The 25,844-nt window shown below is 36.4% G+C and carries 31 protein-coding genes; 19 read left to right on the top strand and 12 right to left on the bottom strand.

The window, feature by feature from the left end; all coding sequences use genetic code 11:
• Positions 1-12 precede the first annotated feature (12 nt).
• Positions 13-861 (bottom strand): hydroxymethylglutaryl-CoA lyase, encoded by an 849-nt coding sequence (locus EG359_RS15015; protein ID WP_076352962.1) that lies wholly within the window; start codon positions 859-861, stop codon positions 13-15.
• A 189-nt stretch (positions 862-1,050) separates the two neighbouring features.
• Between EG359_RS15015 and pepT the strand changes: the two genes are divergently transcribed.
• Both pepT and EG359_RS15005 read left to right on the top strand, forming a co-directional pair.
• The gene (pepT, locus tag EG359_RS15010; RefSeq protein WP_076353409.1) at positions 1,051-2,298 is read left to right on the top strand and encodes a peptidase T; all 1,248 of its coding nucleotides are present in this window, start codon (positions 1,051-1,053) and stop codon (positions 2,296-2,298) included.
• A 5-nt stretch (positions 2,299-2,303) separates the two neighbouring features.
• Positions 2,304-2,870, top strand: coding sequence for an energy transducer TonB (locus EG359_RS15005; protein ID WP_076352961.1), 567 nt, complete (start codon positions 2,304-2,306; stop codon positions 2,868-2,870).
• Between the two features lie 35 nt (positions 2,871-2,905).
• Here EG359_RS15005 and EG359_RS15000 read toward each other — a convergent pair whose 3' ends face one another.
• Positions 2,906-3,253 carry a hypothetical protein gene (locus tag EG359_RS15000; protein WP_076352960.1) on the bottom strand — a complete coding sequence of 116 codons (348 nt, stop codon included), beginning with the start codon at positions 3,251-3,253 and terminating at the stop codon, positions 2,906-2,908.
• A 234-nt stretch (positions 3,254-3,487) separates the two neighbouring features.
• Here EG359_RS15000 and EG359_RS14995 point away from each other — a divergent pair, with 234 nt between their 5' ends.
• The 3 genes from EG359_RS14995 to EG359_RS14985 all read left to right on the top strand — a co-directional run bounded on the left by EG359_RS14995 (position 3,488) and on the right by EG359_RS14985 (position 5,947).
• Positions 3,488-4,084 (top strand): porin family protein, encoded by a 597-nt coding sequence (locus EG359_RS14995; RefSeq protein WP_076352959.1) that lies wholly within the window; start codon positions 3,488-3,490, stop codon positions 4,082-4,084.
• 77 nt (positions 4,085-4,161) lie between these two features.
• On the top strand, positions 4,162-5,220 hold the full coding sequence (locus EG359_RS14990) for a sensor histidine kinase (RefSeq protein ID WP_076352958.1): 1,059 nt from the start codon (positions 4,162-4,164) through the stop codon (positions 5,218-5,220).
• Positions 5,213-5,947 (top strand): LytR/AlgR family response regulator transcription factor, encoded by a 735-nt coding sequence (locus EG359_RS14985; protein ID WP_076352957.1) that lies wholly within the window; start codon positions 5,213-5,215, stop codon positions 5,945-5,947. Before EG359_RS14990 ends, EG359_RS14985 begins: the two co-directional genes overlap by 8 nt.
• A gap of 75 nt (positions 5,948-6,022) precedes the next feature.
• Here the strand turns inward: EG359_RS14985 and EG359_RS14980 are convergent, their stop codons facing one another.
• The 5 genes from EG359_RS14980 to EG359_RS14960 form a co-directional block, all read right to left on the bottom strand.
• Positions 6,023-6,931, bottom strand: a complete 909-nt coding sequence (locus EG359_RS14980) for a DUF6268 family outer membrane beta-barrel protein (RefSeq protein WP_076352956.1) — start codon at positions 6,929-6,931, stop codon at positions 6,023-6,025.
• A gap of 137 nt (positions 6,932-7,068) precedes the next feature.
• Positions 7,069-8,265: a multidrug effflux MFS transporter gene (locus EG359_RS14975; RefSeq protein WP_076352955.1), complete on the bottom strand. Its 1,197-nt coding sequence runs from the start codon at positions 8,263-8,265 to the stop codon at positions 7,069-7,071.
• Between the two features lie 179 nt (positions 8,266-8,444).
• Positions 8,445-9,266 (bottom strand): helix-turn-helix domain-containing protein, encoded by an 822-nt coding sequence (locus EG359_RS14970; protein ID WP_076352954.1) that lies wholly within the window; start codon positions 9,264-9,266, stop codon positions 8,445-8,447.
• Between the two features lie 89 nt (positions 9,267-9,355).
• Positions 9,356-10,408, bottom strand: coding sequence for a thiamine-phosphate kinase (thiL, locus tag EG359_RS14965; RefSeq protein WP_076353407.1), 1,053 nt, complete (start codon positions 10,406-10,408; stop codon positions 9,356-9,358).
• Between the two features lie 91 nt (positions 10,409-10,499).
• On the bottom strand, positions 10,500-10,994 hold the full coding sequence (locus EG359_RS14960; RefSeq protein WP_076353405.1) for an acyl-CoA thioesterase: 495 nt from the start codon (positions 10,992-10,994) through the stop codon (positions 10,500-10,502).
• Between the two features lie 114 nt (positions 10,995-11,108).
• On the opposite strand from EG359_RS14960, the gene EG359_RS14955 reads away from it, so the two are divergent.
• The 4 genes from EG359_RS14955 to EG359_RS14940 are packed head-to-tail and all read left to right on the top strand — an operon-like array spanning position 11,109 to position 14,311.
• Positions 11,109-12,311, top strand: a complete 1,203-nt coding sequence (locus EG359_RS14955) for a BaiN/RdsA family NAD(P)/FAD-dependent oxidoreductase (RefSeq protein ID WP_076352953.1) — start codon at positions 11,109-11,111, stop codon at positions 12,309-12,311.
• Between the two features lie 30 nt (positions 12,312-12,341).
• Complete coding sequence (locus EG359_RS14950) at positions 12,342-12,752, top strand: hypothetical protein (RefSeq protein WP_076352952.1); 411 nt, start codon at positions 12,342-12,344, stop codon at positions 12,750-12,752.
• A gap of 6 nt (positions 12,753-12,758) precedes the next feature.
• A complete protein-coding gene (locus EG359_RS14945) occupies positions 12,759-13,397 on the top strand; it encodes a DUF2306 domain-containing protein (protein ID WP_076352951.1) in 639 nt (212 codons plus the stop codon).
• Positions 13,394-14,311 carry a YARHG domain-containing protein gene (locus tag EG359_RS14940; RefSeq protein ID WP_076352950.1) on the top strand — a complete coding sequence of 306 codons (918 nt, stop codon included), beginning with the start codon at positions 13,394-13,396 and terminating at the stop codon, positions 14,309-14,311. The genes EG359_RS14945 and EG359_RS14940 overlap by 4 nt, the downstream gene beginning before the upstream one ends.
• Positions 14,312-14,349: 38 nt before the next feature.
• Here the strand turns inward: EG359_RS14940 and EG359_RS14935 are convergent, their stop codons facing one another.
• From EG359_RS14935 to EG359_RS14925, 3 genes are all read right to left on the bottom strand, one after another.
• Positions 14,350-14,745 (bottom strand): ribosomal maturation YjgA family protein, encoded by a 396-nt coding sequence (locus EG359_RS14935; protein ID WP_174567015.1) that lies wholly within the window; start codon positions 14,743-14,745, stop codon positions 14,350-14,352.
• A gap of 81 nt (positions 14,746-14,826) precedes the next feature.
• Complete coding sequence (locus EG359_RS14930; protein WP_076352948.1) at positions 14,827-15,483, bottom strand: thioredoxin family protein; 657 nt, start codon at positions 15,481-15,483, stop codon at positions 14,827-14,829.
• A gap of 8 nt (positions 15,484-15,491) precedes the next feature.
• A complete protein-coding gene (locus EG359_RS14925) occupies positions 15,492-15,980 on the bottom strand; it encodes a TlpA family protein disulfide reductase (RefSeq protein ID WP_076352947.1) in 489 nt (162 codons plus the stop codon).
• 150 nt (positions 15,981-16,130) lie between these two features.
• Between EG359_RS14925 and EG359_RS22485 the strand changes: the two genes are divergently transcribed.
• Genes EG359_RS22485 through EG359_RS22480 form a run of 4 tightly spaced genes read left to right on the top strand, consistent with a single transcriptional unit; the run spans position 16,131 to position 16,883 of the window.
• A complete protein-coding gene (locus EG359_RS22485; protein ID WP_162926219.1) occupies positions 16,131-16,289 on the top strand; it encodes a hypothetical protein in 159 nt (52 codons plus the stop codon).
• A 32-nt stretch (positions 16,290-16,321) separates the two neighbouring features.
• Positions 16,322-16,483 carry a bacteriocin gene (locus tag EG359_RS14920; RefSeq protein ID WP_123867412.1) on the top strand — a complete coding sequence of 54 codons (162 nt, stop codon included), beginning with the start codon at positions 16,322-16,324 and terminating at the stop codon, positions 16,481-16,483.
• Between the two features lie 47 nt (positions 16,484-16,530).
• Complete coding sequence (locus EG359_RS14915) at positions 16,531-16,695, top strand: bacteriocin (protein ID WP_123867410.1); 165 nt, start codon at positions 16,531-16,533, stop codon at positions 16,693-16,695.
• Between the two features lie 29 nt (positions 16,696-16,724).
• Positions 16,725-16,883 carry a hypothetical protein gene (locus EG359_RS22480; RefSeq protein WP_164463070.1) on the top strand — a complete coding sequence of 53 codons (159 nt, stop codon included), beginning with the start codon at positions 16,725-16,727 and terminating at the stop codon, positions 16,881-16,883.
• A gap of 36 nt (positions 16,884-16,919) precedes the next feature.
• On the opposite strand, the gene mutS is transcribed toward EG359_RS22480, so the two are convergent.
• The gene (mutS, locus tag EG359_RS14910; protein WP_076352946.1) at positions 16,920-19,511 is read right to left on the bottom strand and encodes a DNA mismatch repair protein MutS; all 2,592 of its coding nucleotides are present in this window, start codon (positions 19,509-19,511) and stop codon (positions 16,920-16,922) included.
• Positions 19,512-19,635: 124 nt separating this feature from the next.
• Here mutS and EG359_RS14905 point away from each other — a divergent pair, with 124 nt between their 5' ends.
• On the top strand, positions 19,636-20,166 hold the full coding sequence (locus EG359_RS14905; protein WP_076352945.1) for a GNAT family N-acetyltransferase: 531 nt from the start codon (positions 19,636-19,638) through the stop codon (positions 20,164-20,166).
• 4 nt (positions 20,167-20,170) lie between these two features.
• Here EG359_RS14905 and EG359_RS14900 read toward each other — a convergent pair whose 3' ends face one another.
• Entirely contained in the window at positions 20,171-21,049 is an 879-nt protein-coding gene (locus EG359_RS14900; protein WP_076352944.1) for a cupin-like domain-containing protein, read from the bottom strand.
• 201 nt (positions 21,050-21,250) lie between these two features.
• On the opposite strand from EG359_RS14900, the gene EG359_RS14895 reads away from it, so the two are divergent.
• The 5 genes from EG359_RS14895 to fbaA all read left to right on the top strand — a co-directional run bounded on the left by EG359_RS14895 (position 21,251) and on the right by fbaA (position 25,838).
• Entirely contained in the window at positions 21,251-22,129 is an 879-nt protein-coding gene (locus tag EG359_RS14895) for a bestrophin family protein (protein WP_076352943.1), read from the top strand.
• Between the two features lie 329 nt (positions 22,130-22,458).
• A complete protein-coding gene (locus tag EG359_RS14885; RefSeq protein ID WP_076352942.1) occupies positions 22,459-22,989 on the top strand; it encodes an RNA methyltransferase in 531 nt (176 codons plus the stop codon).
• A 187-nt stretch (positions 22,990-23,176) separates the two neighbouring features.
• On the top strand, positions 23,177-23,830 hold the full coding sequence (locus EG359_RS14880; protein WP_076352941.1) for a CBS domain-containing protein: 654 nt from the start codon (positions 23,177-23,179) through the stop codon (positions 23,828-23,830).
• A gap of 1 nt (position 23,831) precedes the next feature.
• Positions 23,832-24,698, top strand: a complete 867-nt coding sequence (locus EG359_RS14875; protein WP_076352940.1) for an NAD kinase — start codon at positions 23,832-23,834, stop codon at positions 24,696-24,698.
• A 69-nt stretch (positions 24,699-24,767) separates the two neighbouring features.
• Positions 24,768-25,838 (top strand): class II fructose-bisphosphate aldolase, encoded by a 1,071-nt coding sequence (gene fbaA, locus EG359_RS14870; protein WP_076352939.1) that lies wholly within the window; start codon positions 24,768-24,770, stop codon positions 25,836-25,838.
• Positions 25,839-25,844 lie beyond the last annotated feature (6 nt).

Here is a 25,844-nt window from a genome sequence, read left to right as displayed (position 1 = left end):
TTTTATAACTATTTAAAAATGAAAAATATCCTTAGCCTTGTTATAAGAGCTTTCAAAATTCAGCAGATTCAGTTTATGGTCTGCTTTTTCAACACTCATAAAATTAATCACCTGTTCCGTAGGCATATTTCCTACAAGATCATCCTTGGCCATGGGACATCCTCCAATACCCTTGATTGCACTGTCAAATCTTCTGCAACCTTTGTCGTAGGCCGCTTTTAATTTTGAATAAGATTCCTCATAACGATTATGAAAGTGTCCTCCGAAGTTAATCTCAGGGTATTTTGATGGGATTTTTTCAAATAAAAGAGCAATTGTTTCCGGTGTTGCCACTCCTGTTGTGTCAGAAAGCAGAATATCTTTTACACCAATGTCCGAAAATCTTTGTGCCCATTGGTCTACATCTTCCCACTTCCACATTTCACCATAAGGGTTTCCAAAAGCCATGGAGAAGTAAATATTTAGTTGTTTTCCTTCACTTTTTACCAATTCCAGCATTTTAATGATTTCATCAAAAGCCTCTTCCTGACTTTTATTGGTATTTCTATGCTGAAAGGTTTCAGAAATAGAGAATGGAAATCCAAGAATATCCACCGACTCATGTTTCAACGCTTTTTCAGCTCCTCTATAGTTTCCAATAATGGCAGAAACTTTTGTCTTGGAACGGGATTTATCAATATTTTCAGCCACCTCATCAGAGTCAGCCATCTGTGGAATTGCTTTTGGAGATACAAAGCTCAGACAATCCAATACATCAAAGCCAACATCCATTAAGGAGTTGATATAATCTATTTTTTTACTGGTAGGGATAAACTCTCCCCATCCCTGCATGGCATCTCTAGGACATTCGGTAAGAAACATTTTTACTTTTTGATTTTCTCAAATATAATAAAACTAAACTAGTTCGTATACTGTACATACAAATCTAACACTATTTTGATTTTCAAATATTTATATCTGATTTATAATTTCAATAATTGATATTCAGTCGCAAATAACGTATTCTGAGCGCCAAATTTGCTAACTTTGTTAAAATTTATGATCAATCTGATGAGTACAATAGAATTCAATCCATTATGGAAAGAGAAATTACTGAACCGTTTTCTTAGCTATGTAAAAATATATTCAACCAGTGATGCAGAAAGTGAGGCTACTCCTTCTACTCCTCGCCAGTGGGATATTGCCAATTACATTACAGAAGAGCTGAAAACGATCGGTCTGGAAGATGTTTCAATTGATGAAAACGGGTATATTATGGGCTATGTTCCATCTAACCTGGAAAATGATAACAGACCTACAATTGGGTTCATTTCACACTATGATACATCACCGGACTTCAACGGAGAAAATGTAAAACCTCAGGTTTGGGAAAATTATGACGGAAATGATCTTCTACTGAACCAGACTACCGGATTCACATTATCTTCTTCAAAATTTGAAAGTCTAAAAAAATATATTGGTCAGACGTTAATCACAACAGACGGGACTACTCTTCTTGGTGCTGATGACAAGGCTGGTTGTGCAGAAATTGTAACGGCTGCCGAATATCTGATTGCACACCCTGAGATTAAGCATGGAAGAATTGCTGTAGGATTTACTCCTGATGAAGAAATCGGAAGAGGTGCACACAAGTTTGATGTAGCTAAATTTGGTGCTGAATGGGCCTATACTATGGACGGTGGAGAAGTTGGAGAATTGGAATATGAGAACTTCAATGCTGCGGGAGCTGTGGTAAAAATCCACGGATTAAGCGTACACCCAGGTTATGCTTACGGTAAAATGGTAAATGCTGCATTATTAGCTGCTGAGTTTATCCAGATGCTTCCTGCCAACGAAACGCCGACTACCACAAAAGGGTTTGATGGTTTCTATCACTTAATGGATGTTACCGCTGATATTTCAGAGGCTAAACTTCAATATATCATTCGTGACCATGACGCTGATAAATATGAGGCAAGAAAGAAATTCTTGGAGGAAAAGGTTGCCGAATTTAACCAAAAACATGGTGAAGGAACTGCTGAGGTAGAAATCAAGGAGCAGTACAGAAATATGAAGCAGCAATTCGAGGGCAAAATGCACATTGTAGATCTTGCTGCCAAGGCAATGACTGAAGCTGGTATTGAGCCTAAGATTAAGGCCATCAGAGGAGGTACAGATGGCGCACAGCTTTCTTATATGGGTCTTCCTTGCCCGAATATCTTTGCCGGAGGAATTAACTTCCACGGACCTTACGAATATGTAGCCCTGGAAAGTATGGAAAAGGCAACCGGAGTAATTATTAATATTGTAAAAGCCTAATTGAGATGAATAAACTCCTAGCATTAGCATTTATATTTTCGTTTGCTTTCGGAAGTGCCCAGGTTTCGGGATTTGAGAAAGCAGACTCTAAATATGAAAGAAAGAAAAAGGCCCTGTATAACAAATATCCTAAGCCTAATGATTTAAGAACTAAGCTAGAGTGGCTTCTTACTGAAGATAAAATAACATCCTATAAAAATGCCCTTGAGAAAATTTCTGAAGACGAAAAGAAAGCATTAGCCAATGACCCGCCTATTAAAACAAAGGTGAGCAAGGAAGCTGAATACGAGGGCGGAAAAGCAGCTTTTCAAAAGTCATTGTATGAGGCTGTAGATCTTACTTTCTTAAACTATACTTCAGATTCTTATAAAGCAACCTTAAGCTTTGTAGTAGATTCAAAGGGAAATGCGCTTAATGCTCAGGTAAAGGGAAATAATGACGATGTAAATGCATTTATTGAAGCTGCTTTCTACCGTATCAGAGAGAATGGCAAGTGGAAACCTGCAGAAAGCAATGGAAAACCTGTATCATCCATGATTTCGATTCCTTTGGTTTTAACATTCAAAAAATAAGAAAAAACCCCAGTACACCCTACTGGGGTTTTCTTTTAATCGGAAATCATATCCAAGGACTTATAATATTGGTATTTCTTGTTTTCATCTTTCTTATATATCCTTGTTTCCCTGGAGTTTTTATCCTTACTCAAAGAATCTCCAACCAATGAAACTTCCTTCACCCATCCTTCATAAAAAGCTAAGTGCATGATGCTTCCTGTTGATAAATATAAATCATCAAAACCTCTGGACCCGGGCTTTTGAGTTAGGATAATTCCATTATATGTACTTTCATATTCCTTATTGAAACTATACTTTTGGGCAATCTTCAGTCCTAAATAGCCTAAAATGATTAGCCCAATTACCATAATAGTGCTTAGATAATTTTTCTTTTTCGCCATATCAATTTTGGAATAAACTCCTGTCCTAATAAGGACAAGATACTTCGAATTTAGTGATTATTTACAATTATTTCTCCATGGTTATTCATTCTTATGGATGAATACAAAAACCTTTAATTTCCTTTCTTTCCATATCTACAACTCATCAATATCCCATTGCCATTCGTCAAATAAAATTTTATGATCCTTGCCAGAGTCGTTGTTTTGCATCAAATTTTTAATAGTAATCAATTTATGAAACAACAATTTTTGGCACTCAGCTCATTATTTTTATGTATTACCTGCTCCATTGAAACGCATGCACAACAAACACCTGCTTTTCATATTGGAGTAAAGGGAGGTGCAAATTTTACAAAAACCTCAACGGAATCTTCTTCCTTGGAAGGGAAATACGGTTTCGGTTATCAGGCAGGGGTAATGACAAGATTAGACATTGGAAGCCTGTATGTACAAGGAGAGGCTCTATTCAACAAAAGAAAAACATCCTACGATACAAAAGACGGTGGTTCTGCAAAACTTACTTGGAATGCCATTGATATCCCAGTGGTCATTGGTTATAAACTGGTAAATACAGATGATTTTAATGTAAGAGTATTTGCCGGCGGAGTCTACAGCTATGCATTTAATAATAAAGTATCCAGCTCACAGGCTTTTCAGGAGGGTTTTAAAAATTTTGATAAATCCAATATTGGTGTCACAGGAGGTGTGGGTGTAGATTATAAGAACTTTACGGTAGATCTGAGATATGAAACCGGGCTTTCAAACATCAGCAAGGAATTTAAATCCAAGCCACATAGTTTTAGTCTTGGGATAGGTTATTTTCTATTCTAAAAACTTAAATTATCTTTACTCATTAGAAACTGCGGCTCTGCAGTTTCTATTTTTTTATTAAATTATTTTAAGCTTCTATGACAAAATCATTTGTTTTAAGAGAACACATATTCACCTTTATTTTCTGGCTTGTTTTTACGATTGTATTATGGTGCAATTTCCAAACCGACACAGACAAATACCTCGCAAGCATTCAAGCTGTTATCATTGCTATCAGTTCTTTTATGTTTACCCATTTTTTAACCAATAAACTTCTCCCAAAAGCTTTACGGGCAAAAAAAATGAAAAGGTTTCTGATCCAGACAGTAATGGTTATTTTTCTTTTGAGTATCATTTTTTCTGTTATTTTCACATATCTCGAGGTTTCTCCAAAAAGACAGCTCCCTTCAAAATTTTGGGATCACATTCCCTTTTTATGGAAGGGCTTTTACATGTCTTTACCCGCCTCTTTTTTGATCAATGGCTCTGCCTGTGGCATCAAATTCTATAAGGAACACGGAAGAATAGAGCGAGATCATATCCTCCTTCAGCAGGCCCATCTTGAAAATCAGCTTAAGCTTCTTCAGGATCAGATCAATCCGCATGTGGTATTCAATATCCTTAATCATATTCATATCCTGATGAAACGCGATACGGAGCTTGCCGATTTTTTACTGATGAAGTTTTCAGATATTCTGCGGTATCAGCTGTATCATTGCAATCAAAATCTGGTTCCGCTGGATAAGGAAATTGAATATCTTCAAAATCTTGTTGAGGTGGAAAAGCTAAGGTGGGGAAATGAGCTGGATGTAAAGTCAACCTGGGAAATCGGAAGCAAAAAGGCTTTTATTGCTCCCTTACTTTTGGTTCCTTTTATTGAAAACGCCTTTAAATATGTTTGCAGGCTTCCGGGACATAAAGGCTACATTAAAATCAATTATAAGGAGGAAGCCGGAAATCTCTCTTTTTATGTAGAAAATTCTTATTCTGACGTGGCCATGTACAAAAAGAAAGACGGAGCCGGCGGAATTGGTCTTCAAAATGTAAAAAAACGATTAAAACTACAATATCCGGATTCTCATGACCTGAAAATTGAATCTGATGGTCTTGTTTATAAAGTAACTTTAACCTTAAAACTCTCTGAAAAAAATGAGTAATATGATTCCTAAAATGAAATGTCTGATTGTAGATGATGAGCCACTGGCAAGGTTCCATCTTAAGGAATTGGCAGATCAGATTGATTTTTTATCCGTGGAGGGAGTGTGTGCCACCGCACTGGAGGCAGATACCAAGGTAAAGGAAAGTGAAATAGATCTTCTTTTTCTGGATATCAATATGCCTTACCTTAGTGGTCTTGAGTTTTTGGAACAGCTTGAAAATCCACCTTTATGTATCCTTACAACAGCTTATTCAGAATATGCATTGGAGGGATTTCGGCTACAGGTAGCCGACTATCTTTTAAAGCCTATTGCCTTTAATCGTTTTTATCAGGCAGTGAATAAAGCTCAGCAACAGTTTATTATCAATGAAAAATTAAGAAAGAATACGCCTTTGGATGATCCTTTTCTGTATGTAAGACAATCTGATACGTTCATCAAGATTTCCTGGGTAGATATTTTATTTGTTGAAAGCATGCAGAACTATACCAAGCTTCATTTTAAGGATAAATTCCTGGTCATCCATCAAACCATGAAGGCTATTGAAGAATCCTTGCCCACCGATCATTTCTTCAGGATTCATAAGTCATTTTTAATCAACATCACCCATATTGACATGATTTCCGGAGGGCGTTTATTCATTAATAAGATAGAGCTTCCTATCTCCCGCACCCGAAAAGAAGAATTGCTCAATCAGGTAGTGTATAAGAAGTTGATTAGTAAATAAAGGAAAAAATAAGGGCTGGAAGAGAGAAATTGTAGTAATCTGAAGATCACACACTTCTTTCCTCCAGCCTTTTTATTAAGGTAAATTCCAGCGTATTGCAAGGGCAGCATAGAATGTACTGGTAAACTTGGGATCTGCTATTTTTTTGTCTTTAAAAATGCTTGAGATTTTTCGCTCACTCTCACTGAAGTTTCTCAGTAAAGTTGATCCACCTGTAATACCGAGGCTCAATTTATCATTGATCTTTATTTCCGGTCTTAGACCTGCCGTAATCTGCTGATAACCAAACATCATAGATTTTCCGTCCTTATTTCTTTCTACTGACATTCCACTGAGGTTCACTACTGCCTTTAGGGTAAGGGCATCTGAAAATTGATATCCTGCCTCTGCTCCTTCAGGGAAGTTAATCTTGAACTTGACCTTTCCGTTGGTTTTCCAATCAAAATAAATCCATGGCAAAACCATTGGCGTTCCAAAGGCTGTTGTAAGCACTGGCCCTCCTCCTAAGGCAAGGTTTGGATTAAAATGTCTGATAAACAACACTCCTCCTTGTCCCAATATATCATCTGAACTGATTCTTTCCAGATCGGTATACAATCCTACTGAAGCCATCATCATCATACTCCATTTCTTTCCTAAGGGTCTTATGTGTTGCAGCCCAACCTGAGCATTCAACATTTCACTCGGAAATAACGGGGTTTCGTAGTTTTTATGTGATATCCTTGCATAGGATCCGCTGAGAAGCATAGACCATGCTTTAACCTTTCCATTATTGTCCTTTTTGATAGACAATGGAATACTCAAATTCAGGTTTACTCTTTTAAAATCACTCTTAGAGTTGGTTTTAACACTATCTTCCGGACGAATATAGTTGGAGAAGGGTGTGTATTCTGTCTTCAATTCTGCAGATATTCCCGTCTGTGCATTGATCAAATATCCTAACGGCAATAGGCAGCAAAAAGCCGTCAAAAGGTTTCTTTTCATATTCTAAATTTTATGCAAAGAGAACCTTTTGGCTATTTTTTTCAAAAATTACTTGATTAAGTGTAGGTCTATGATGACCAACAGGAATAGTAACAGGATCTTATTTTGAAAACTACCTTAATATACCCTGCTTTTTCTTATGCAAATGCTTTGATTCGTTTCAATGAACGATAGCCAAACCATACGGCAATTAATCCTATTAAGGCTCTTGTAACCACCATCGGGATGATTGAATCTGCTTCCATTAATCCTACAATTCCTGAGATTACAAAGGTTACCATTAGTTGCATAAAACCCATTAATGCTGCTGCTGTGCCACGTCCCTCCTTAAATGGTGACAAGGCATGAGCAGAGGTAATCGGGAATAAAATTCCTATGGCTAATAGCGAGATATGCAACAATACAATTTCCAACCCAACAGACAGCTGATACATTGAAACCAGGATATGAAGACAGCAGGAAGATAATAAAACAACAGTGGCCCAGAACTTAATTCTGGTTTCTTCAAACCTCTTGATCAGCCTTGGAGTAATGTAAGCCGCCAAGATTAAAGCCACAGAATTGAAAGCGAATATAAACCCGAAGACTTCACTGGAAAAACCATGCAGTTCCATAAACAGAAACGGAGCATTGGAAATATAAATAATCAGGGAAGCAAAAGCAATGCTTCCAATCATCGTATTGTTCACAAAGTCTCTGTTCGCAAGAATTGTTTTAAGCTGTTCCATGAGGTTTATTTTTTCCTCCACAACATCATTGTCTTTGGATAGAAGTCTCGCATTGGTTTCAGGAACACATTTATATACTAGAATCAATGTTATAAAACCCAATATTACCAGGAAAGCAAAAGAACTGTTCCATCCCCAAAATTTAAGGAATACACTCCCCAGCAAAGGTGCCACAATAGGTGCTACTCCGCTGATCTGGGATTGTTGGGAAAATATAGCTACGGATTTTTGTTTATCATACAGATCTATAATGATGGCTCTTCCTATCACAATTCCGGCACTTCCTCCAAATGCCTGTAGAAATCGCATGGCCCATAGCATATAGATATTTTTTGTAAAATAGATTCCTATTGCTCCTACAATAAACAATAGCAGCCCACAATACAGCATCGGTTTTCTTCCTTTATGATCTGATAAAGGCCCCCATAAAAGCTGTCCAATGGCAAATCCTGCAAAAAATACAGAGATGGAGATTTGTATGTGCCCGATATCCGTCTGAAAAATTTGAGCCATACTTGGGAATGCTGGTAAATATAGGTCTATACTCAACGATTCCAACGTATTAAGCAAGGCTAAAATAAAAATAACGACACCTAGGTTTTTCATAAATAGTATTAATTATTAAACAATCTACTCATGGGGTTTTCATGGGGTGCAAAGGTCCTCCAAAAAAGCAGGCGTTTCAATAACAGAACTGAAGAAATAACAGGACAAACTGAAGATTTTAAAATAAAAAATAAACAAAAACCATTAATTCAAATCAATATTATTGTACATATTGAAGATTACTCTTTTTCTTTATTTTTAAAATAATCGGGGTTTTGACCGGTATGTTTCTTGAAAAATCGGGAAAAATATGAAGTATCGTTAAAACCAAGCTTGAAAGCAACCTCTTTAATGGATAAAGCTCCAAAACTAAGTTCTCTTTTGGCTTCGAGAATAAGTCTTTGGGCAATCATTTTCTTCACAGTTGTTGCTCTTAACAAACGAACAATATCATTAAGGTGATGGGTACTGATTTTTAAATGTTCAGCATAAAAGGATGTGTTTTTTTGGGTAATATAATTTTCCTCAATTAGTTTTACCAGTTGCTGAATACGCTGACGGTCATTCAATAAAGGTTCCTGAGGAATAATTTGTTCTCCGATGATGATACAAAACGCTTTCAGATAAGCCTTTAAGAGTTCTGTTCTTGCGGTTGTTTTATATTCCTGCTCCATCAATGCTATAATTGTTCTGCAGGTTTTTTCATTTTGGGGATTTAAAAAAAAGGGCAGCTCTCCTCCCGTAAGCACCGATTCTATGGTACAGGCTTCGTTGAAAATTTCCCTACTTATTGCCATGGCATACCCCTTCTCTCCTTCTAATTTCATGTTGAATGCCTGCCCCGGCGCAATGATACAGATTTGATTGTTCTCGAGTTTATACCTTTCAAAATCCAATTCTAATCGGCTGTTTTCATACACTTCCATAAACCAGATGATTTCAAAAAAATTATGTCGGTGAACATCATGAAAGTTCTCTGGACCTGCATCAGTCAGAGTACTCATCTGAAATTCTTCAGAAGTCAGGTGATGAACCGGAATCTCTTTTTCTGGCGTAATCATTACTAAATTATTTAGCTATAAACAAAAACCACAGCAAAAAAAGTGCTGCGGTTTTCTTACAATATTTAAAATTAAATATAATTTTTATTTTATTGATTTAAAAAAGCATCCCATCCCTGAGCGGTTAGCGCTACCAGCTGGTTTGATCCTCTTGCTACCATAAAGTTTCCATCTTCTTTTTCAACGGCATGTCCTATAATGGTAAAGTCCGGATGATTTTTAATTTTATCAAAGTCATTGGGTGAAATAGTGAATAATAATTCATAATCTTCTCCTCCGCTTAATGCAGTCATTACAGGATTTAAGTTCATTTCATCTGCTGTAGAGATCGTTAGATTATCTAAAGGAATTTTCTCTTCATACAATCTAAATCCTACTTTTGACTGATCGGAAAGGTGAAGAATCTCGGAAGCTAAGCCGTCTGAAATATCAATCATAGAAGTTGGTCTAATATCCAACTCTTCTAAAATATTTTTAACATCTGTTCTTGCTTCAGGCTTCAATTGTCTCTCAAGGATATAGTCATAGCCTTCCATTTCCGGCTGCATATTTGGATCTGCAAGATAAACTGCATGCTCTCTTTCCAGAATCTGAAGTCCCATATAGGCTCCTCCAAGATCTCCTGTAACTACAAGAAGATCATTTGGCTTTGCTCCGCTTCTTTTGACAATATTTTCGTCAGTTTCAATTCCTACAGCAGTAATACTCATCACCAACCCTGCGTTAGAACTCGTTGTATCCCCTCCAATAAGGTCAACTTTGTATCTTGCACATGCTGCCTGAATTCCTGAATAAATTTCTTCTAAAGCTTCAACTGGAAAACGATTGGAAACAGCCAGAGAAACTAAAATCTGTGTAGGAACGGCATTCATTGCAGCAATATCACTAAGGTTTACTACCACCGCCTTGTAACCAAGATGTTTTAATGGAACGTAACCAAGGTTAAAATGCACACCCTCCGCCAAAACATCTGTCGTAAGAACCACTTTTTTATTGCCAGGATTAACAACTGCCGCATCATCTCCTACTCCAAGCTCCGAAGACTCATTGGATAATGGAAAATGCTCCGTCAAATGCTTAATAAGACCGAATTCTCCTAGTTTTGAAATGGGCGTAAGCTCCTGTGATTTATCTTCAAACATAAAATTTCTTTTTTGTACAATGTCCAATGTAAAATGCATTAATAACCCAAAGGTCTTTCATAACATTGAACCCTGAACTTTAAATTTTGAATTAATTTGTCAATTCTGCCGGATCAATATTTTGTGGGTGGAAAGGAAGCTTTTTAAAATCCTCTTTTGAAAGCACCACCGTTTCCGGGCTTTTATATTTATTCATTGCCTCCACTACATCGTCTGGTGGAGTCGTCATTTTTCTAAGCATCATATCGATCCATACCCCTGTAGCTTCTGCTGTAGCACAGTGTATGCCATCCGGTGTATAGAATTTGTGTACGAAACGATAGATAGAAGAATCTTCTGAACAACCGTCTATTTCTACACTTACAATTACGATCTGATCTGCATAGATCTCCTTGAAGAAAGAATATCTCTCATGCAGAATTACCGGACCAATTCCCCATCTGCTCAATTGGGTAACCCCCATTTTCTCTTTGGTCATGAAAGCCATTCTGGCTTGTGCACAATACTGTACATAGGATGAATTAGCCAAATGCTTATTGGCATCAAGATCACTCCATCTCACTTCAAATTTATGGTAGAAAATCATATGAAAATCGTTTTTGGTATAATTAAAATTATAATCTTCAAAAATACTCAAATAAGATGGTTTATAAAAATTGTACTTTTGAAAAAATAATCTTCAGCATAGGATTACATATACATGAAACAGATCATCATAATCGGAGGCGGGGCTGCAGGCTTTTTCTGCGCATCGAACCTTGACGAAAAGAAATATACAATTACGATTTTAGAACAGAACTCTGATGTTCTTCAGAAAGTAAAGATTTCCGGAGGCGGACGCTGCAATGTTACCCACGCATGCTTTGATCCAAGGGAACTTGTTCAGTTTTACCCGCGTGGAAACAAGGAATTATTAAGTGTTTTCACCAAATTCCAGCCGGGAGATACGATGGAATGGTTTGATCAGCGTAATGTTCCGTTGAAAATAGAAAATGACAACAGAACTTTCCCTGAAAGCAATTCTTCACAAACTATCATCAATACTTTTTTGAATGAAACTCAAAAGAAAAATGTTACCGTAAAAACAAAATGTGCCGTAAAGGAGATTGAAAAACTGGATGAAAAGTACATCGTAAGAACTAATTCCGGGGACTTTGAAGCAGATTATATTGTGTATACAACCGGAAGCTCTCCCAAATCTTTAAAAATGATTGAAAATCTGGGACATAAGATCATAGACCTTGTTCCTTCTCTTTTTACTTTTAATATCAAGGATGATTTGCTAAAAGATCTTCCGGGAACAAGTTTTGAAAACGCAGGTATTTCAATTCCTAAACTGAAGACAGAAGAAAGCGGTCCTTTGCTGATTACCCACTGGGGACTTTCCGGGCCGGCTGTCTTGAAAATTTCTGCATGGGAAGCGATAAGCCTTGCCAAGGTTAAATACAATTTTGAAATTGAGGTTAACTTTATTTCAATAGATGTGGATGAGGCAGAAGAAACCTTTCAGAAATTCAAACAAAACAATCCTAAAAAGACTGTCGGGCAATCCAAGATATTTGATATCACAAACAGATTCTGGCAGAAAATTCTGGAGATTTCAAAGGTTGACCTCAACAAGCAGGTTGCCAATATTTCAGGAAAGGAAATGCAGAAAATTCTGGAAAACCTTTGTGCGAAAAAGTTTCAGGTAACCGGAAAATCAACATTTAAGGATGAATTTGTAACGGCTGGAGGTGTTGATTTAAAGGAAATTAACTTTAAAAATATGTCTTCAAAATTACTTCCTAATTTTTATGTTGCCGGAGAGGTTTTGAATATTGATGCGGTAACGGGAGGTTTTAATTTTCAGGCTTGCTGGAGTGAGGGGTGGCTGATTGCCCAGGATCTCAACAATTTATAAAAAAACACTACTTTTAATAAAAACTAAAACATGAAAAAAACACTAGCATTCATTTTATTTCTTGGATTTGGGCTCGCGTTTTCTCAGGTAAAGGAAACTGAAATTCTACCGGTCAAAGATCAGCATGAAGAGCCTGTTTTCTCGAAAGACACAAAATCTGCAGAATATCCCGGAGGATGGATGGCACTTCGAAAAGATATTGCTGATAAAATAAGGATGAAAAAAATAAAAGGGCAAGGAATAATCACTGCGAAAGCAAAGTTTATAGTTAATATCAAAGGCAAAATAGAAGACATCATAGTAACTGGAGATAATGCCGATTTCAATAAAGAGACAGAAAGAGCGATAAAATCTTTGAAAGCCCAATGGAAACCAGCAGAATCCAAGGATCGTATTGTCCGCAGCTATTATAGTTTTCCTCTTACTATAACCTTTGATTAACAGACAATGCTTTCTGTCAAAAGAAATACATTGACCTTTTTAAAAATCCTACTTATCATAGGATTTGGGTATTTCTTTTGGCTGATGCTTACAATAACCCTCGAATATATTCCGCTGGATCCTAATGTTAGCTTTCTGATGATTAAACAGACAGAGGTTCAGCATAGACCAGAATACCTTGGTTTCTTTTATACCCATGTTTATACAAGTATTTTTGTATTGCTTTCGGGGTTTATCGCCATTATAAGGAAAGATTTTTGTTTAAAAAATCTTCACAGAAACATGGGAAAGATGTATATCTTCCTCGTCCTTATTTTTTCTGCTCCATCCGGAATTTACATGGGATTCTTTGCTAATGGAGGAATCTTTTCAAAGGTTTCCTTCGTTATTTTAGGCTTTTTATGGTGGTTTTCCACTTATAAGGCTTATCAATTGGCCAGGCAAAAAAGGTTTACAGAGCATAAACAATGGATGTGGAGAAGCTTTGCGCTTACTTTATCTGCCATCACATTAAGGATGTGGAAAGTTATTATTGTATATTTATTTCATCCCAATCCCATGGATGTCTACCAAATCATAGCATGGCTGGGCTGGATTCCTAATCTCCTTTTAATTGAATACTTAATTACAAAAAAACATATATGAAAATTTTAAATTACACTCTTATTTCCCTGCTTACTCTTTCGTTGGTAGGCTGTAAAAAAGATGGGAAAACCAACGGATCAGGAAATGATTCCCTAACTGCAAAAAAAGATTCTGTTATCATTCCGGAAGTTCATCAAGAATACTACGGAATCTACACTGGCGATTTTGCCGGTATGGAAAAAATGATTGATGAATCTGATGGTTCAGAATATGAGGGAAGCGTCTACAAAAGAATCTCGCTGAAAATCAACAGAATTACAAAGGACAGTGTTTACGGACAAAGTATTGTGAATGGAAATCAGCGTCCTATCAGAGGAATCTTCAACGAATCTTCAAAATCCTTTGTGCTGGATGAGCCGGGAAATGATAAAACAGATGGAAGATTTGAGGTAAAATTGAATGGTGACAGCTTAACCGGAAAGTGGAATGCATTTAATAAGACCGCGGTAAAGTCTCCTTTGAAAACCCTTAAGCTTACCAAAAAAGAGTTTGTTTACAATCCTAATTTCATGCTGGATCCGGATTCTAATCTGGTAGACTGGACAAATCCTAAGGATTTTGTAGAGAAATATACCGATAGTGAAGGAAAAACAGAGAGTTATACTACATCCAAAAACAGGGTGGCTTCCGATGCGGTATTCAAGCTTAATGCATCCAAGCAAAAACTGAATGAAAAGGAGATTAAAAATCTAAGAAAACTGGATCTTGAGATCATCAAAAATTCTGTATTTGCAAGACATGGTTATTCCTTTAAAAAGGAAACCTACAGAAATTTCTTTGAACAGACGGATTGGTATATTCCTGTTTCAGGAAATGTTGACAATGAACTTTCTCCCATGGAAAAGGAAAATGTAGCTTTACTGAACCGTTTTATCAAGTATGCAGAGGATAAATATGATAGTTTTGGAAGATAAGTGTTAGGTTATGGGTTATGGGTTGTAGGTTGCAGAAATCAGGAATTGGCAGGTGTAGTTTTATTTTCTGTCATCTTTACGAAAATGTAGATTAACAGACACCCTGCTGCATAACACAGAATATCTATCCAGGAAAAAGAATTTCCGATAACGATATACATTAGGCTTCCCTCTCGGAAGCCTAATTTTTCTGCAATATTGAAGTATTGTGCAAACTCCACCATACAGGAAAAAATTAGAATCCCCCCAATAAGCTTTTGGTTATCTACCCTGAAAAAACTTTTCACCAAGGTATAAAGAAGAATAACGACAATGACATCGCCAAGATAGGCCCGCACAAAGGAAACATCCTTCAGCTTGGTGGCAATTAAAACTTCTATAAGAAAAATGAAGATCGATATCAGGAAGTATTTCAGGCTAAATTGTAATTTCATCATTATTGTTTTTGATCTTAAAAATTAAGGCATAAAAAATCGGCATTTAGAAAAACACCGATTATTATTTTAGCAAATATATTATTTCTTTACCTTTATTGTACACCCTATGGCAACAGTTTTTGTCATTTTTACAGGCTCTCCTTTTATCAACGCATTTACCGCATCCTGAGCATAATATTCAGATATGTCATTTGGGTTATCGTAGTTATTGTCAATAGCTCCTATATATTTTACGATATTTTTTCCGTTTTCCTTTTGCAATACAAAGACATGAGGTGTTTTTGTTGCTCCGTATTGAGGATAAATTTTTTGTCCCTCATCCACTAAGTACGGGAAAGTAAACCCTTTCTGTTTCGCTCTGTCAATCATCTGTTTATAACCGTCTTCAGGCTGTACATTTGGATCATTTGGGTTGATAGCAATAACTGGGTACCCTTGGTCTTTATATTTTTTATCAAGCTCTACAATTCGGTCTTCATACTTTTTTGCATAAGGGCAATGGTTGCATGTAAAGATAATGATAAACCCTTTTGCCGTCTTAAAATCACTTAGGGAAACCATCTTTCCATCAATATTTTTAAGCTTAAAATCAGCAGCCTCATCCCCCACTTCATAGCCTTTTACAGCGGCCGTCTTTTCTTTTTGAGGTTTATTTTTATCATGATCTGTTGTTGTAAAGCTCAACAAGCCCAAACCAACGATAAATGCCGACATTAAAATTTTCAGATTTTTCATAATATTATTTATTGTAAATTTTCACTAATTGTTTTATCAAGGTCTTCCTTGCTCATTTCTCCGTCATTGAAAAATACTTTTTCTCCATTCTTATAGAAGAGGGTTACCGGAATATTTCCATCCCAATCCTTTTCAAACCTTGGAATCCAGGTGTTCATTCTTTTGATATCATCCAGCAGAAGAACCTCAGCCGTCAGATTTTTATTCTTTATAAATTTTAAAACCCTCTCCTTATCTACCAATCTGTCCAATGAAATCAGAATCATCTTAAACTTAGGGTTTCCGGCAAATTTATTATTGACTTCCATAAAGTGTGGTAATTCTTTCACACACGGAGCGCAGGTTGTTGCCCAGAAATTAACGACCAGAAATTTATCCTTTTCCTGTTGAATCCTTTTTTCAAGGTCTTCATATTTGACGACAGAAACCTCAGTCTGCTGCGCTTTATAAACCGTGCAGAACAAAAAGATGGTCAATATTCTTATTAAATTCTTCATACTCAAATTTACCAAATGCATTCTTTCTCTATGATTATCAATATGTTAAAGTTTGTTAATAATGTTTAATTATTGTATAATTTTCATTCACCACCTATTGAATTATTCAAAATAATATGTAAATTAGCTTACAACCAAACTAAAATTATCATGAAAAAATCAAACATTCAACAAAGAAAATTAACAAAACAAGAATTAAAGGAAATTAATGGCGGAAACAGAGTATTCTGCCTAAGGGGATTCTGTATGGTTCCCGGATCTGATGAACTGGTACGAGGTCTTATAGGAGAAGATGGATACTGCTGTTAATCTAATTAAAATCAACCAAAACAAAAGATACCATGAAAAAATTAAACATTCAACAAAAGAAACTGTCAAAAAAAGCATTAAAAAAAATTAGCGGAGGTGGCGGACCAGATATCTGTATGGACGGATTCTGTATGGAAAGAGGGTCTAATGAGGTACAACTAGGCCTTATGGACAGAAATGGCTATTGCTGCTAATAGACAATAATTTATTAATATCTGACAATCAGAAAATTAAAACTACTATGAAAAAGTCAACTCTACCACAAAGAAAGCTTTCCAAAAAGGAATTAAAAGAGATCAGCGGCGGTCTTAGACCTGTCTGCCCTCGAGTAATAAGCTGTACAGATATGAAGACCGGAATAGAAAAATCAGGAGTTCCGGGTATTCAGGATGGGCCTTGTTGCTAAAAGACATCTGTAACCAAATTCAAAATCATATGAAAAAGTTAAGTAGTCAGAAACGCAAACTTACCAAAAGCGAGCTGAAAGAAATTAATGGAGGTGCTGCCAACTGTGCAGAAGGTTTATGTAAACTTCGAGGAGTAGGCCATTTCCTTATTATAGGTCCTGTTGGAAAAAACGGATACTGTTGCTAGCTATTTTTCAACCTTATTAAAAGAAAAATGATTGGATTATTTTCCAATCATTTTTTTTATGGCATTCAGCTTCATTAAAGCTTCTATAGGTGTTAAGGTATTAATGTCAATCTTCGTAAGTTCTTCACGGATATTCTCCAAAACGGGGTCATCCAGCTGGAAGAAAGAAAGCTGCATATTTTCTTCAGTTACCCTTTTAATACTTTCAGATGTCCCATTATTTCCCTGCGTTCTGCTGGCTTCAAGGGTTTTAAGGATTTCGTTTGCTCTGTTCACCACTTTCGCAGGCATACCCGCCAGTTTTGCAACATGAATACCGAAACTATGCTCACTACCCCCGGGAACCAACTTTCTTAAGAAAATAATATTCCCTTTGTTTTCCTGAATGGATACGTGAAAGTTCTTCACTCGCTCAAAATTCACAGTCATTTCATTTAACTCATGATAATGAGTGGCAAATAAGGTTTTCGCCTGTGTAGGATGCTGGTGAAGATATTCTGCAATGGCCCATGCAATGGAAACTCCGTCATAAGTAGACGTTCCACGGCCAATCTCATCCAGAAGGATAAGGCTTCGTTCAGAAATATTATTCAGAATGTTAGCCGCCTCGTTCATTTCCACCATGAATGTGGATTCACCTGCTGAAATATTATCTGTGGCTCCCACTCTTGTAAATATCTTATCCAATAATCCGATCTCTGCATGTTTCGCAGGCACAAAGCTACCAATCTGAGCCAAAAGGCACACAATAGCCGTCTGACGCAGAATTGCCGACTTACCGGCCATGTTTGGTCCTGTAACCATAATGATCTGCTGAGAATCTTTATCTAAAAAGATATCATTCGGGATATATTTTTCTCCCAATGGAAGAGCATTTTCAATGATCGGGTGTCTTGCTTCCTTTAGATCAATGGCATATCCATCATTCAAAATAGGTTTTGTATAACTCTCTGAAACAGCTAGTTCGGATAATCCAGCAGCTACATCCAATTGTGCTATGATATTAGAGTTCCCTTGAATTTGATCTATATAAACCATTGTTTCAGCACATACATCTCTGTACAGCTTACTTTCCAGAACACCAATTTTTTCTTCGGCGCCTAGAATCTGGCTTTCATATTCTTTTAGCTCCTCTGTAATATATCGTTCAGCATTCACAAGGGTCTGCTTTCTTAGCCAATCACTCGGAACTTTATCTTTGTGAGTGTTTCGAACTTCAATATAATATCCAAAAACGTTGTTAAAATCTATTTTAAGACTTGAAATTCCTGTTCTTTCGATTTCTCTTTGACACATTTCATCCAGAAATCCACGGCCTTTGCTCTGGAGATTTCTCAATCTGTCCAGTTCTTCAGAAACATCATTCTTGATGACATTACCCTTGGCAATATTTACCGGAAGTTCTTCATTAAGATGATTTTGCAGGAATTTGATAAGCTCTTCAAGATCAAATAATGGTTCAAGCCATGCCATCACATCAGCATGAGGATGCAATAAAGCCTTGATTTTATGGATGTTAATTAAACTTTGGCGCAAATATCCCAATTCTTTTGGTGAAATTTTTTCTGCTGCCAGTTTTCCCATCAATCGGTCAAGATCAGAAATTGATCTTAACAGCTGTGCTATTTCATATTTAAGAGCATCTTTTTCATTCAAAAAATCAATCAGTGAAAGCCTTCTTGCAATTTCATCCACAGATTTCAGAGGAAGAATAATTCTTCTTCTCAATAGCCTCCCTCCCATTGGAGTAGAGGTCTTATCAATGATATCCAGAAGTGATTTCCCTTGCGGATTGCTTGGGTAAACGATTTCCAGGTTTCTTAATGTAAAATTATCCATCATCAGGTAGTCTTCCTGAGGAATAACCTGAAGCTTGGTAATATGGGCAAGAAGATTATGATGGGTATCTTCCACGAGATACGCGAAAATAGCACCGGCCGCAGTAATCGCCAATGGTAAATTTTCAATTCCAAACCCCTTTAAAGAATTAGTTTTGAAATGGCTTGTTAACTTTTCGTAGGCAAAATTGTATTGAAAAGCCCAGTCTTCAAGCTTAAAGGCATTTTTATTCTTAATCTGTTCAGGAATCTGTACACTTCTCTGGAAAATAATCTCACTTGGATCAAAGGTATTGACAATATGCAGCAGTTTTTCGAGATTTCCCTCACTCACCAGGAACTCACCGGTAGAGACATCTACTAATGCAATCCCATATTTCTCTTTTTCCTTATGCAAAGAAAGCAGGAAGTTGTTCTTTTTAGAATTTAGGACCTGATCATTGAACGTTACCCCCGGAGTTACCAATTCCGTAACCCCTCTTTTCACAATCCCTTTCACCATTTTCGGGTCTTCCAGCTGATCGCAGATAGCCACTCTCATGCCTGCTCTTACCAATTTTGGCAAGTAAGAATCTACAGAATGATGTGGAAATCCGGCCAACTCGATGTGTCCGTCTCCGTTTGCTCTTTTGGTAAGAACAATTCCTAAAATCTGAGATGTTCTCACGGCATCCTGCCCAAAAGTTTCATAAAAGTCCCCTACTCTGAAAAGTAAAAGTGCATCAGGATATTTACCCTTGATGGTATTATACTGGGTCATTAGTGGAGTTTCCTTCTTCGATTTTGCCATAGTAAAAAATGAACCCCAAATTTAGAAAAATAAATTCAGGGTTACAGAATTGTTTGATGGTTTATCATTGAATACACTTTTCCCTATCAGGAATTAATTGTATTTTCACCATAAAATCAAATCCATGGAATTTCCTGTTCTAGAAACTGAAAGACTTATTTTGCGACAGCTTACCCTGAATGACTCAAAGGATGTTTTTGAGTATTTTTCTCAGGATAAAGTTATGGAATATTATGACCTTGAAACCTTCAAAACTCTGGAGGATGCGGAAAACATCATTCAACATTTCAACAGTGAATTTGAGAAAGGAAAAGGCTTTCGATGGGCTCTGGAACTGAAATCTGAAAAGAAAGTAATTGGTACCTGTGGCTATCACAACTGGTATCATGAGCATTTCAAAGCAGAGATTGGATATGAACTTAATCCTTTATACTGGCAAAAATCTTTTATGAAAGAAGCCATACTTCCTATTCTCACATTTGGCTTCGAAAGTATGAGGCTACACCGTGTAGATGCATTTATTGATCCGGCAAATATCTCCTCAGAAAAACTACTCTCATCTCTCAACTTTCAGGAAGAAGGAACCATGAGAGATTACTTTTTTGAAAAAGGAAAATTTGTGGATGCTAAACTCTTTGGACTGATTAATAAATAAGACGTTATTTCTCAGATTTCAAATGCTGAGCTAATGCTTCTGAGCTTTTTTTATAGGCCCATTCTTGCTTATATTTCACCCATTTAGCCTTAAAAAGCTTACGCATAATCTTATCTGTATACCTCATGATAAAAACATGATACAACATATTGGCAAAAACAGCCGGCTTATTCGGAAGCGCTCTTAATGACAGTGAAAAACCAGGCTCTATATATCTGTTGAAATGCCAGAATGCTCCCGGAATAAAAAGTGCATCCCCATGCTCCATAAAAATTTCATATCCTTTTGCGTATTTGAGCGCCGGAAATTTTTCATAATCAGGATTTTCATAATCCAGATCATAAATGGTATGAACGGATAAGGGAACTTTATACAGAAATGGTGACTGCTCCTGATCAAATAAAAGAATCCTCTTTTTACCCTCAAAATGAATATGCATAAAATCCCCTAGATCCACATCATAATGCATCAGAACATGAGCTTCACTTCCTCCAAAGAATAAAGTAGGAAGTCTTTTGAAGAACTTCATTCCCAGATCCGGATAGGTGAAATTTTTCAGCAACTCAGGAAGCCTGTCTGTAATAATGTAGAAAAAAATACGAAGATCTGATGGCTTACTCTTTATTGTATCAATATAATCCTTCATCTTCATATTGGCTACCGGAGCATCAGTACTTTTGGCTGCATCTGCGGGCTTATTGTCATATAACGGAACATCCTGATCACCCGCTTTCTCTCGGATGTAAGCCAGATTCCATTTGTTAAAAGCATCCCAGCGGCTAGCAAAGTTCTTAATTAAAAGAGGCTTATGCTTCTTGAAATAATTTTTCTGAAAATCTTCTTTACTGATATCATTTACAACATCTACGTTTTCGAGGATCATGTATTTTGTATTTTAGGCGAAATAAAAATAGTGTTTTTTTGAAAACTGCAGAAACTTTAAGAGAGGAGAGTAAAACCCCTTTCTTACAAATTCTTGCATGAAATAAAAATTTTATGTCACCCAGATTTTAAAATAATTTTAAGGCTTTCTATAAAGCAGAGCTCAAATGAAAAATTTATATTTGTGTTATTAAGCGAATTTATGAGAGTCTACAATACTAAGCATTTCCTTAAGATCCTTTTCAGCTTACACAAAAGCGATACTTTAAAAATTCTTTTTCCAAGCATGATCCTTGTAGGACTATACTCTTGGGGAATTGAATATTTGGAAGTAGAATATCTTCATCTTACTTCAAAATCCGGGATCAGTAATGTGGGAATGATTCACTCTCTGCTGGGTTTTGTGCTTTCCCTTTTATTGGTTTTCCGGACCAATACGGCCTATGACAGATGGTGGGAAGGAAGGAAGCTTTGGGGAAAATTAGTTAATGATACCCGAAATTTTGCCATAAAGATCAATGCTATTCTTGGAGATCATCGTCAGGATGCAGAACAAATTGCAAGATATTTAAAGTATTTCCCTCATTTTTTAGCCAAGCATCTTTCTAAAGAATCTACCCGTTTGGCACTGGACGAAGATTATTCTGAAATTGAGAAAACATTAAAGAACCACGGTCCCAGTGAAATTATTATTCTTTTAACCCATAAACTTAACCAATTAAAGAAAGAAGGAAAAATCACTGAGGTTGAAATGTTATATTTAGACAGTCAGCTTTCTGGTTTTCTGGAGGTATGCGGAGGTTGTGAAAGAATTAAGAACACTCCTATTCCCTATTCATATTCTTCATTTATTAAAAAGTTTATTATTCTGTATGTATTTGCGTTGCCCATTGCCTACGTTATTACCATCGGGCTTTTCATGATACCTCTTACCGTTTTTGTATATTACGTTCTGATGAGTCTGGAACTTATTGCTGAAGAAATTGAAGACCCTTTCAATAATGATGAAAATGATATTCCAATGGAAACAATCGCTCAGAATATTGAGAAAAATGTTCATCAGATTATGGGTAAAAAATAATAAAGAAGGCTTTTAAAGATCCTTTTCTTTTAGTTTATTGCCAGTTTTATGCTTTTTTGCTCATGCATAAAGCCTCTTAAAATAGGTTTGTAAATAGTAAGTATTTTACTATTTTTGAAATAAAAATATCCACGACAATAGCTTTAATGGAATTTTGCAAAGCTTCATGGAGAAACCAGATTGACAATTATGAAAATGCTCTTGTCATCGGAAAATAGAATTAGCCAACGGTAACCACAGCGGCACTATAATCTACTACTGTGAAAACGGAAGCATTGAAAAAACAGAGGTCTATAAAGACGGAAAATTAATCTCAACAAAATAATACATTGGTACAGAAACTAAAATTGGAAGAACTTAACAGAATAGATGTTGAAACATTTAAGAAAGTTGAAAAAATTCCGTTGGTCATCATTTTAGACAATATCCGAAGTATGCACAATGTAGGTGCAGCTTTCAGAACGGCAGATGCCTTTTTAATTGAAAAAATAATCCTTTGTGGAATTACTCCGCAACCTCCTCATCGTGAAATTCACAAGGCTGCACTGGGCGCAACAGAAAGTGTAGACTGGTCTCATGAAGAGGACACAAATAATGCCATCTCTGATCTGAAAAGCAAAGGCTATGAAGTGATCGGTATTGAGCAAACGACAAGCAGCCAAATGATCACAGACTTCACGATTGATAAATCGAAAAAATATGCCCTAGTCTTAGGAAATGAAGTAGAAGGAATAAGTGATGAAGTACTGCCTAATATTGATGTATTCTTAGAAATTCCGCAGCTTGGAACCAAACATTCTCTTAACGTAAGTGTATGTGGTGGAATTGTGATGTGGGAGTTTGCAAAGGCCCTAAAATAAAAAAACTGCATATGTCATTAGTAGACAGTGCAGTTTGAAATAAATCTAATAAAAAGTAAAAATGAAAGGCGACAAAGGTACTTTTTTTTTCCTTACAAACAAATTTTGGCGTCATTTTTTTTGTTAGATCTTAAAAAAAATCATGTTTTCAGAAAAAGTTTCATTTAATTTTTTATAAATTAGCACAATGTTTATCAAGGACTATATCTCAAAAGATTTCCCATGTTTTAACCTGTCGGACTCCATCGAGTCGGCCAGAAATACATTGGAAGATTTCGGATATTCTCATGTATTCATCAAGAAATCTCATCACTTCTATGGAGCCCTTGCCAAGGACTTTTTATATGAAGAAGACGGAGGAACCTTGAAAGATCTTGATCATCAGATTGAGCGGTTTGCCATTCTGGAGGATAATAACATCATGGATAGTATACGCCTTTTTTATACATTCAATTCTAATGTGATCCCGGTGATCAACAAGAATGAAAAGTATCTGGGCTATATTACCTGTGAGGATATTTTCCAGGACCTTTCCCGTTATCCTTTATTTTCAGAATCAGGAGCCATTCTTACTGTGGAAGTTCCTGCCAGAAAATATTCAATGACGGAGATTGCCAATATTGTGGAGAGTAATAACTCGAAATTTTATGGAGGCTTCATCAGCTTTATGTCTGAAGAGGTAATTCACGTGACCATAAAGATCAGCAATGAAAACCTGGCCTCGATAGACGCAACGTTTGACCGGTATGACTACAGAATTGTTGAAAAATATTATTCTGATGAGAAAACCGACCTTTTTAAGGACCGATTTGGTTTTTTCCAAAAATTCATAGAAATATAACATGAAGGCAGCTATATATTCTCAGAAAAAAGATCTTGATACTTTTTTATATCTAAGCAAGTTTATCTCTGAACTTGAAACCAGAGGTGTAAAATCTGTTCTGTATGATGAAATGGCTGAAGCTCTTCAATTTTCGAAAATCTTCGAAACATTCAACAGTAAACAGGATCTTGTAGACAAGGAGGTAGACCTTTTCTTTACTTTTGGTGGAGATGGGACCATTGTAAACTCCTTAACGTTTATTGAAGATCTTGAAATCCCAGTAGTAGGTGTAAATACCGGAAGATTAGGATTTCTTGCCTTTTTCACTAAAGAAGAAGCCTTTAAAGAGTTGGATTCTATCCTAAAAGGAGATGTAAAAACAAGCCGCCGCTCTGTAATTGAAGTGGTTTCTCCAAATCTGGAAGGATTTTTCCCTTATGCATTGAATGATGTAACTGTGTCTAGAAAGGAAACAACCTCCATGATCACGGTAGATTCTTACATTAATAATGAATTTTTAAATGTATTCTGGGGAGACGGAGTAATTATTTCAACACCAACAGGTTCTACTGCCTACTCTTTAAGTTGTGGAGGACCTATCATTTCACCCAATAACGAAAACTTCGTCATCACTCCTATTGCTCCTCACAATCTGAACGTAAGGCCTTTAGTGGTAAATGACAAGGTAGAAATAAAATTCAGAGTTGAAAGCCGGGTACCACAATACTCTCTTTCCTTAGACTCTAGATTGATACACATTGAAACAGATAAGGAAATCATCATCAAGAAAGCCGATTTTCAGCTTCTTTTGGTGCAGCCCAACAATTTGAGTTTCTACGAAACCATCCGTCAGAAGCTACTTTGGGGACGAGACAAAAGAAATTAATGATTTCTTAAAAATGATTACCTTTACACGAAATTAAACACCTAATAAATTTATAATAAAAAGTAAAACATGAGCAGAATTTTTCCGGCAGGAGTTGCCACAGGTCAGTTAGTTACTGATATTTTTCAGTATGCTAAAGAAAACAAGTTTGCACTACCTGCAGTAAACGTAATTGGATCAAGCAATGTAAACGCTGTGATGGAAACTGCAGCGAAATTAAACTCTCCTGTAATTATCCAGTTTTCAAATGGTGGAGCTGCTTTCAATGCAGGAAAAGGATTAAGCAACGACGGACAAAAGTCTGCAATCTTAGGAGCTATTGCGGGGGCAAAACATATTCACACTCTTGCTGAAGCTTACGGAGCAACAGTAATTCTACACACGGATCACTGTGCAAAGAAATTACTTCCTTGGATCGACGGATTAATGGATGCTAACGAAGAATTCTTCAAGCAGACAGGCAAATCTCTTTACTCTTCTCACATGCTAGATCTTTCTGAAGAGCCTTTAGAGGAAAACATCGAGGTTTCAGCTAAATATTTTGAAAGAATGGCTAAACTTCAGATGACTCTTGAAGTAGAAATCGGGGTAACTGGTGGTGAAGAAGATGGTGTGGACAACTCAGACGTTGATAACTCTAAATTATATACTCAACCAGAGGATGTAGCTTATACTTATGAAAAATTAAGAGCTATTTCTGACAACTTTACAATTGCTGCTGCATTCGGTAACGTACACGGAGTTTACAAGCCAGGAAATGTGGTTCTTACTCCAAAAATCCTTGACAATTCTCAGAAATATGTTCAGGAGAAATTCGGAACGGCCGCTAAGCCGGTAAACTTTGTATTCCACGGAGGTTCAGGATCTACTTTGGAAGAGATCAGAGAAGCAATTGACTACGGAGTAATCAAAATGAATATCGATACTGACCTTCAGTTTGCATACACAGAAGGAGTGAGAGATTATATGGTAAACAATATTGATTATTTAAGAGCTCAAATCGGAAACCCTGAAGGAGAAGAAAAACCTAACAAAAAATTCTATGACCCAAGAGTTTGGGTAAGAAAAGGTGAGGAAACATTCTCTACAAGATTGGTGAAAGCATTTGAAGATTTAAATAATATAGATACTTTAAAATAAAATTTG

Origin of the sequence: Chryseobacterium joostei, assembly GCF_003815775.1 — a bacterium.
Lineage (GTDB): Bacteria > Bacteroidota > Bacteroidia > Flavobacteriales > Weeksellaceae > Chryseobacterium > Chryseobacterium joostei.
Note: the sequence above shows the minus strand (reverse complement) of the source record. Positions and strands in the feature narration are given on the sequence as shown.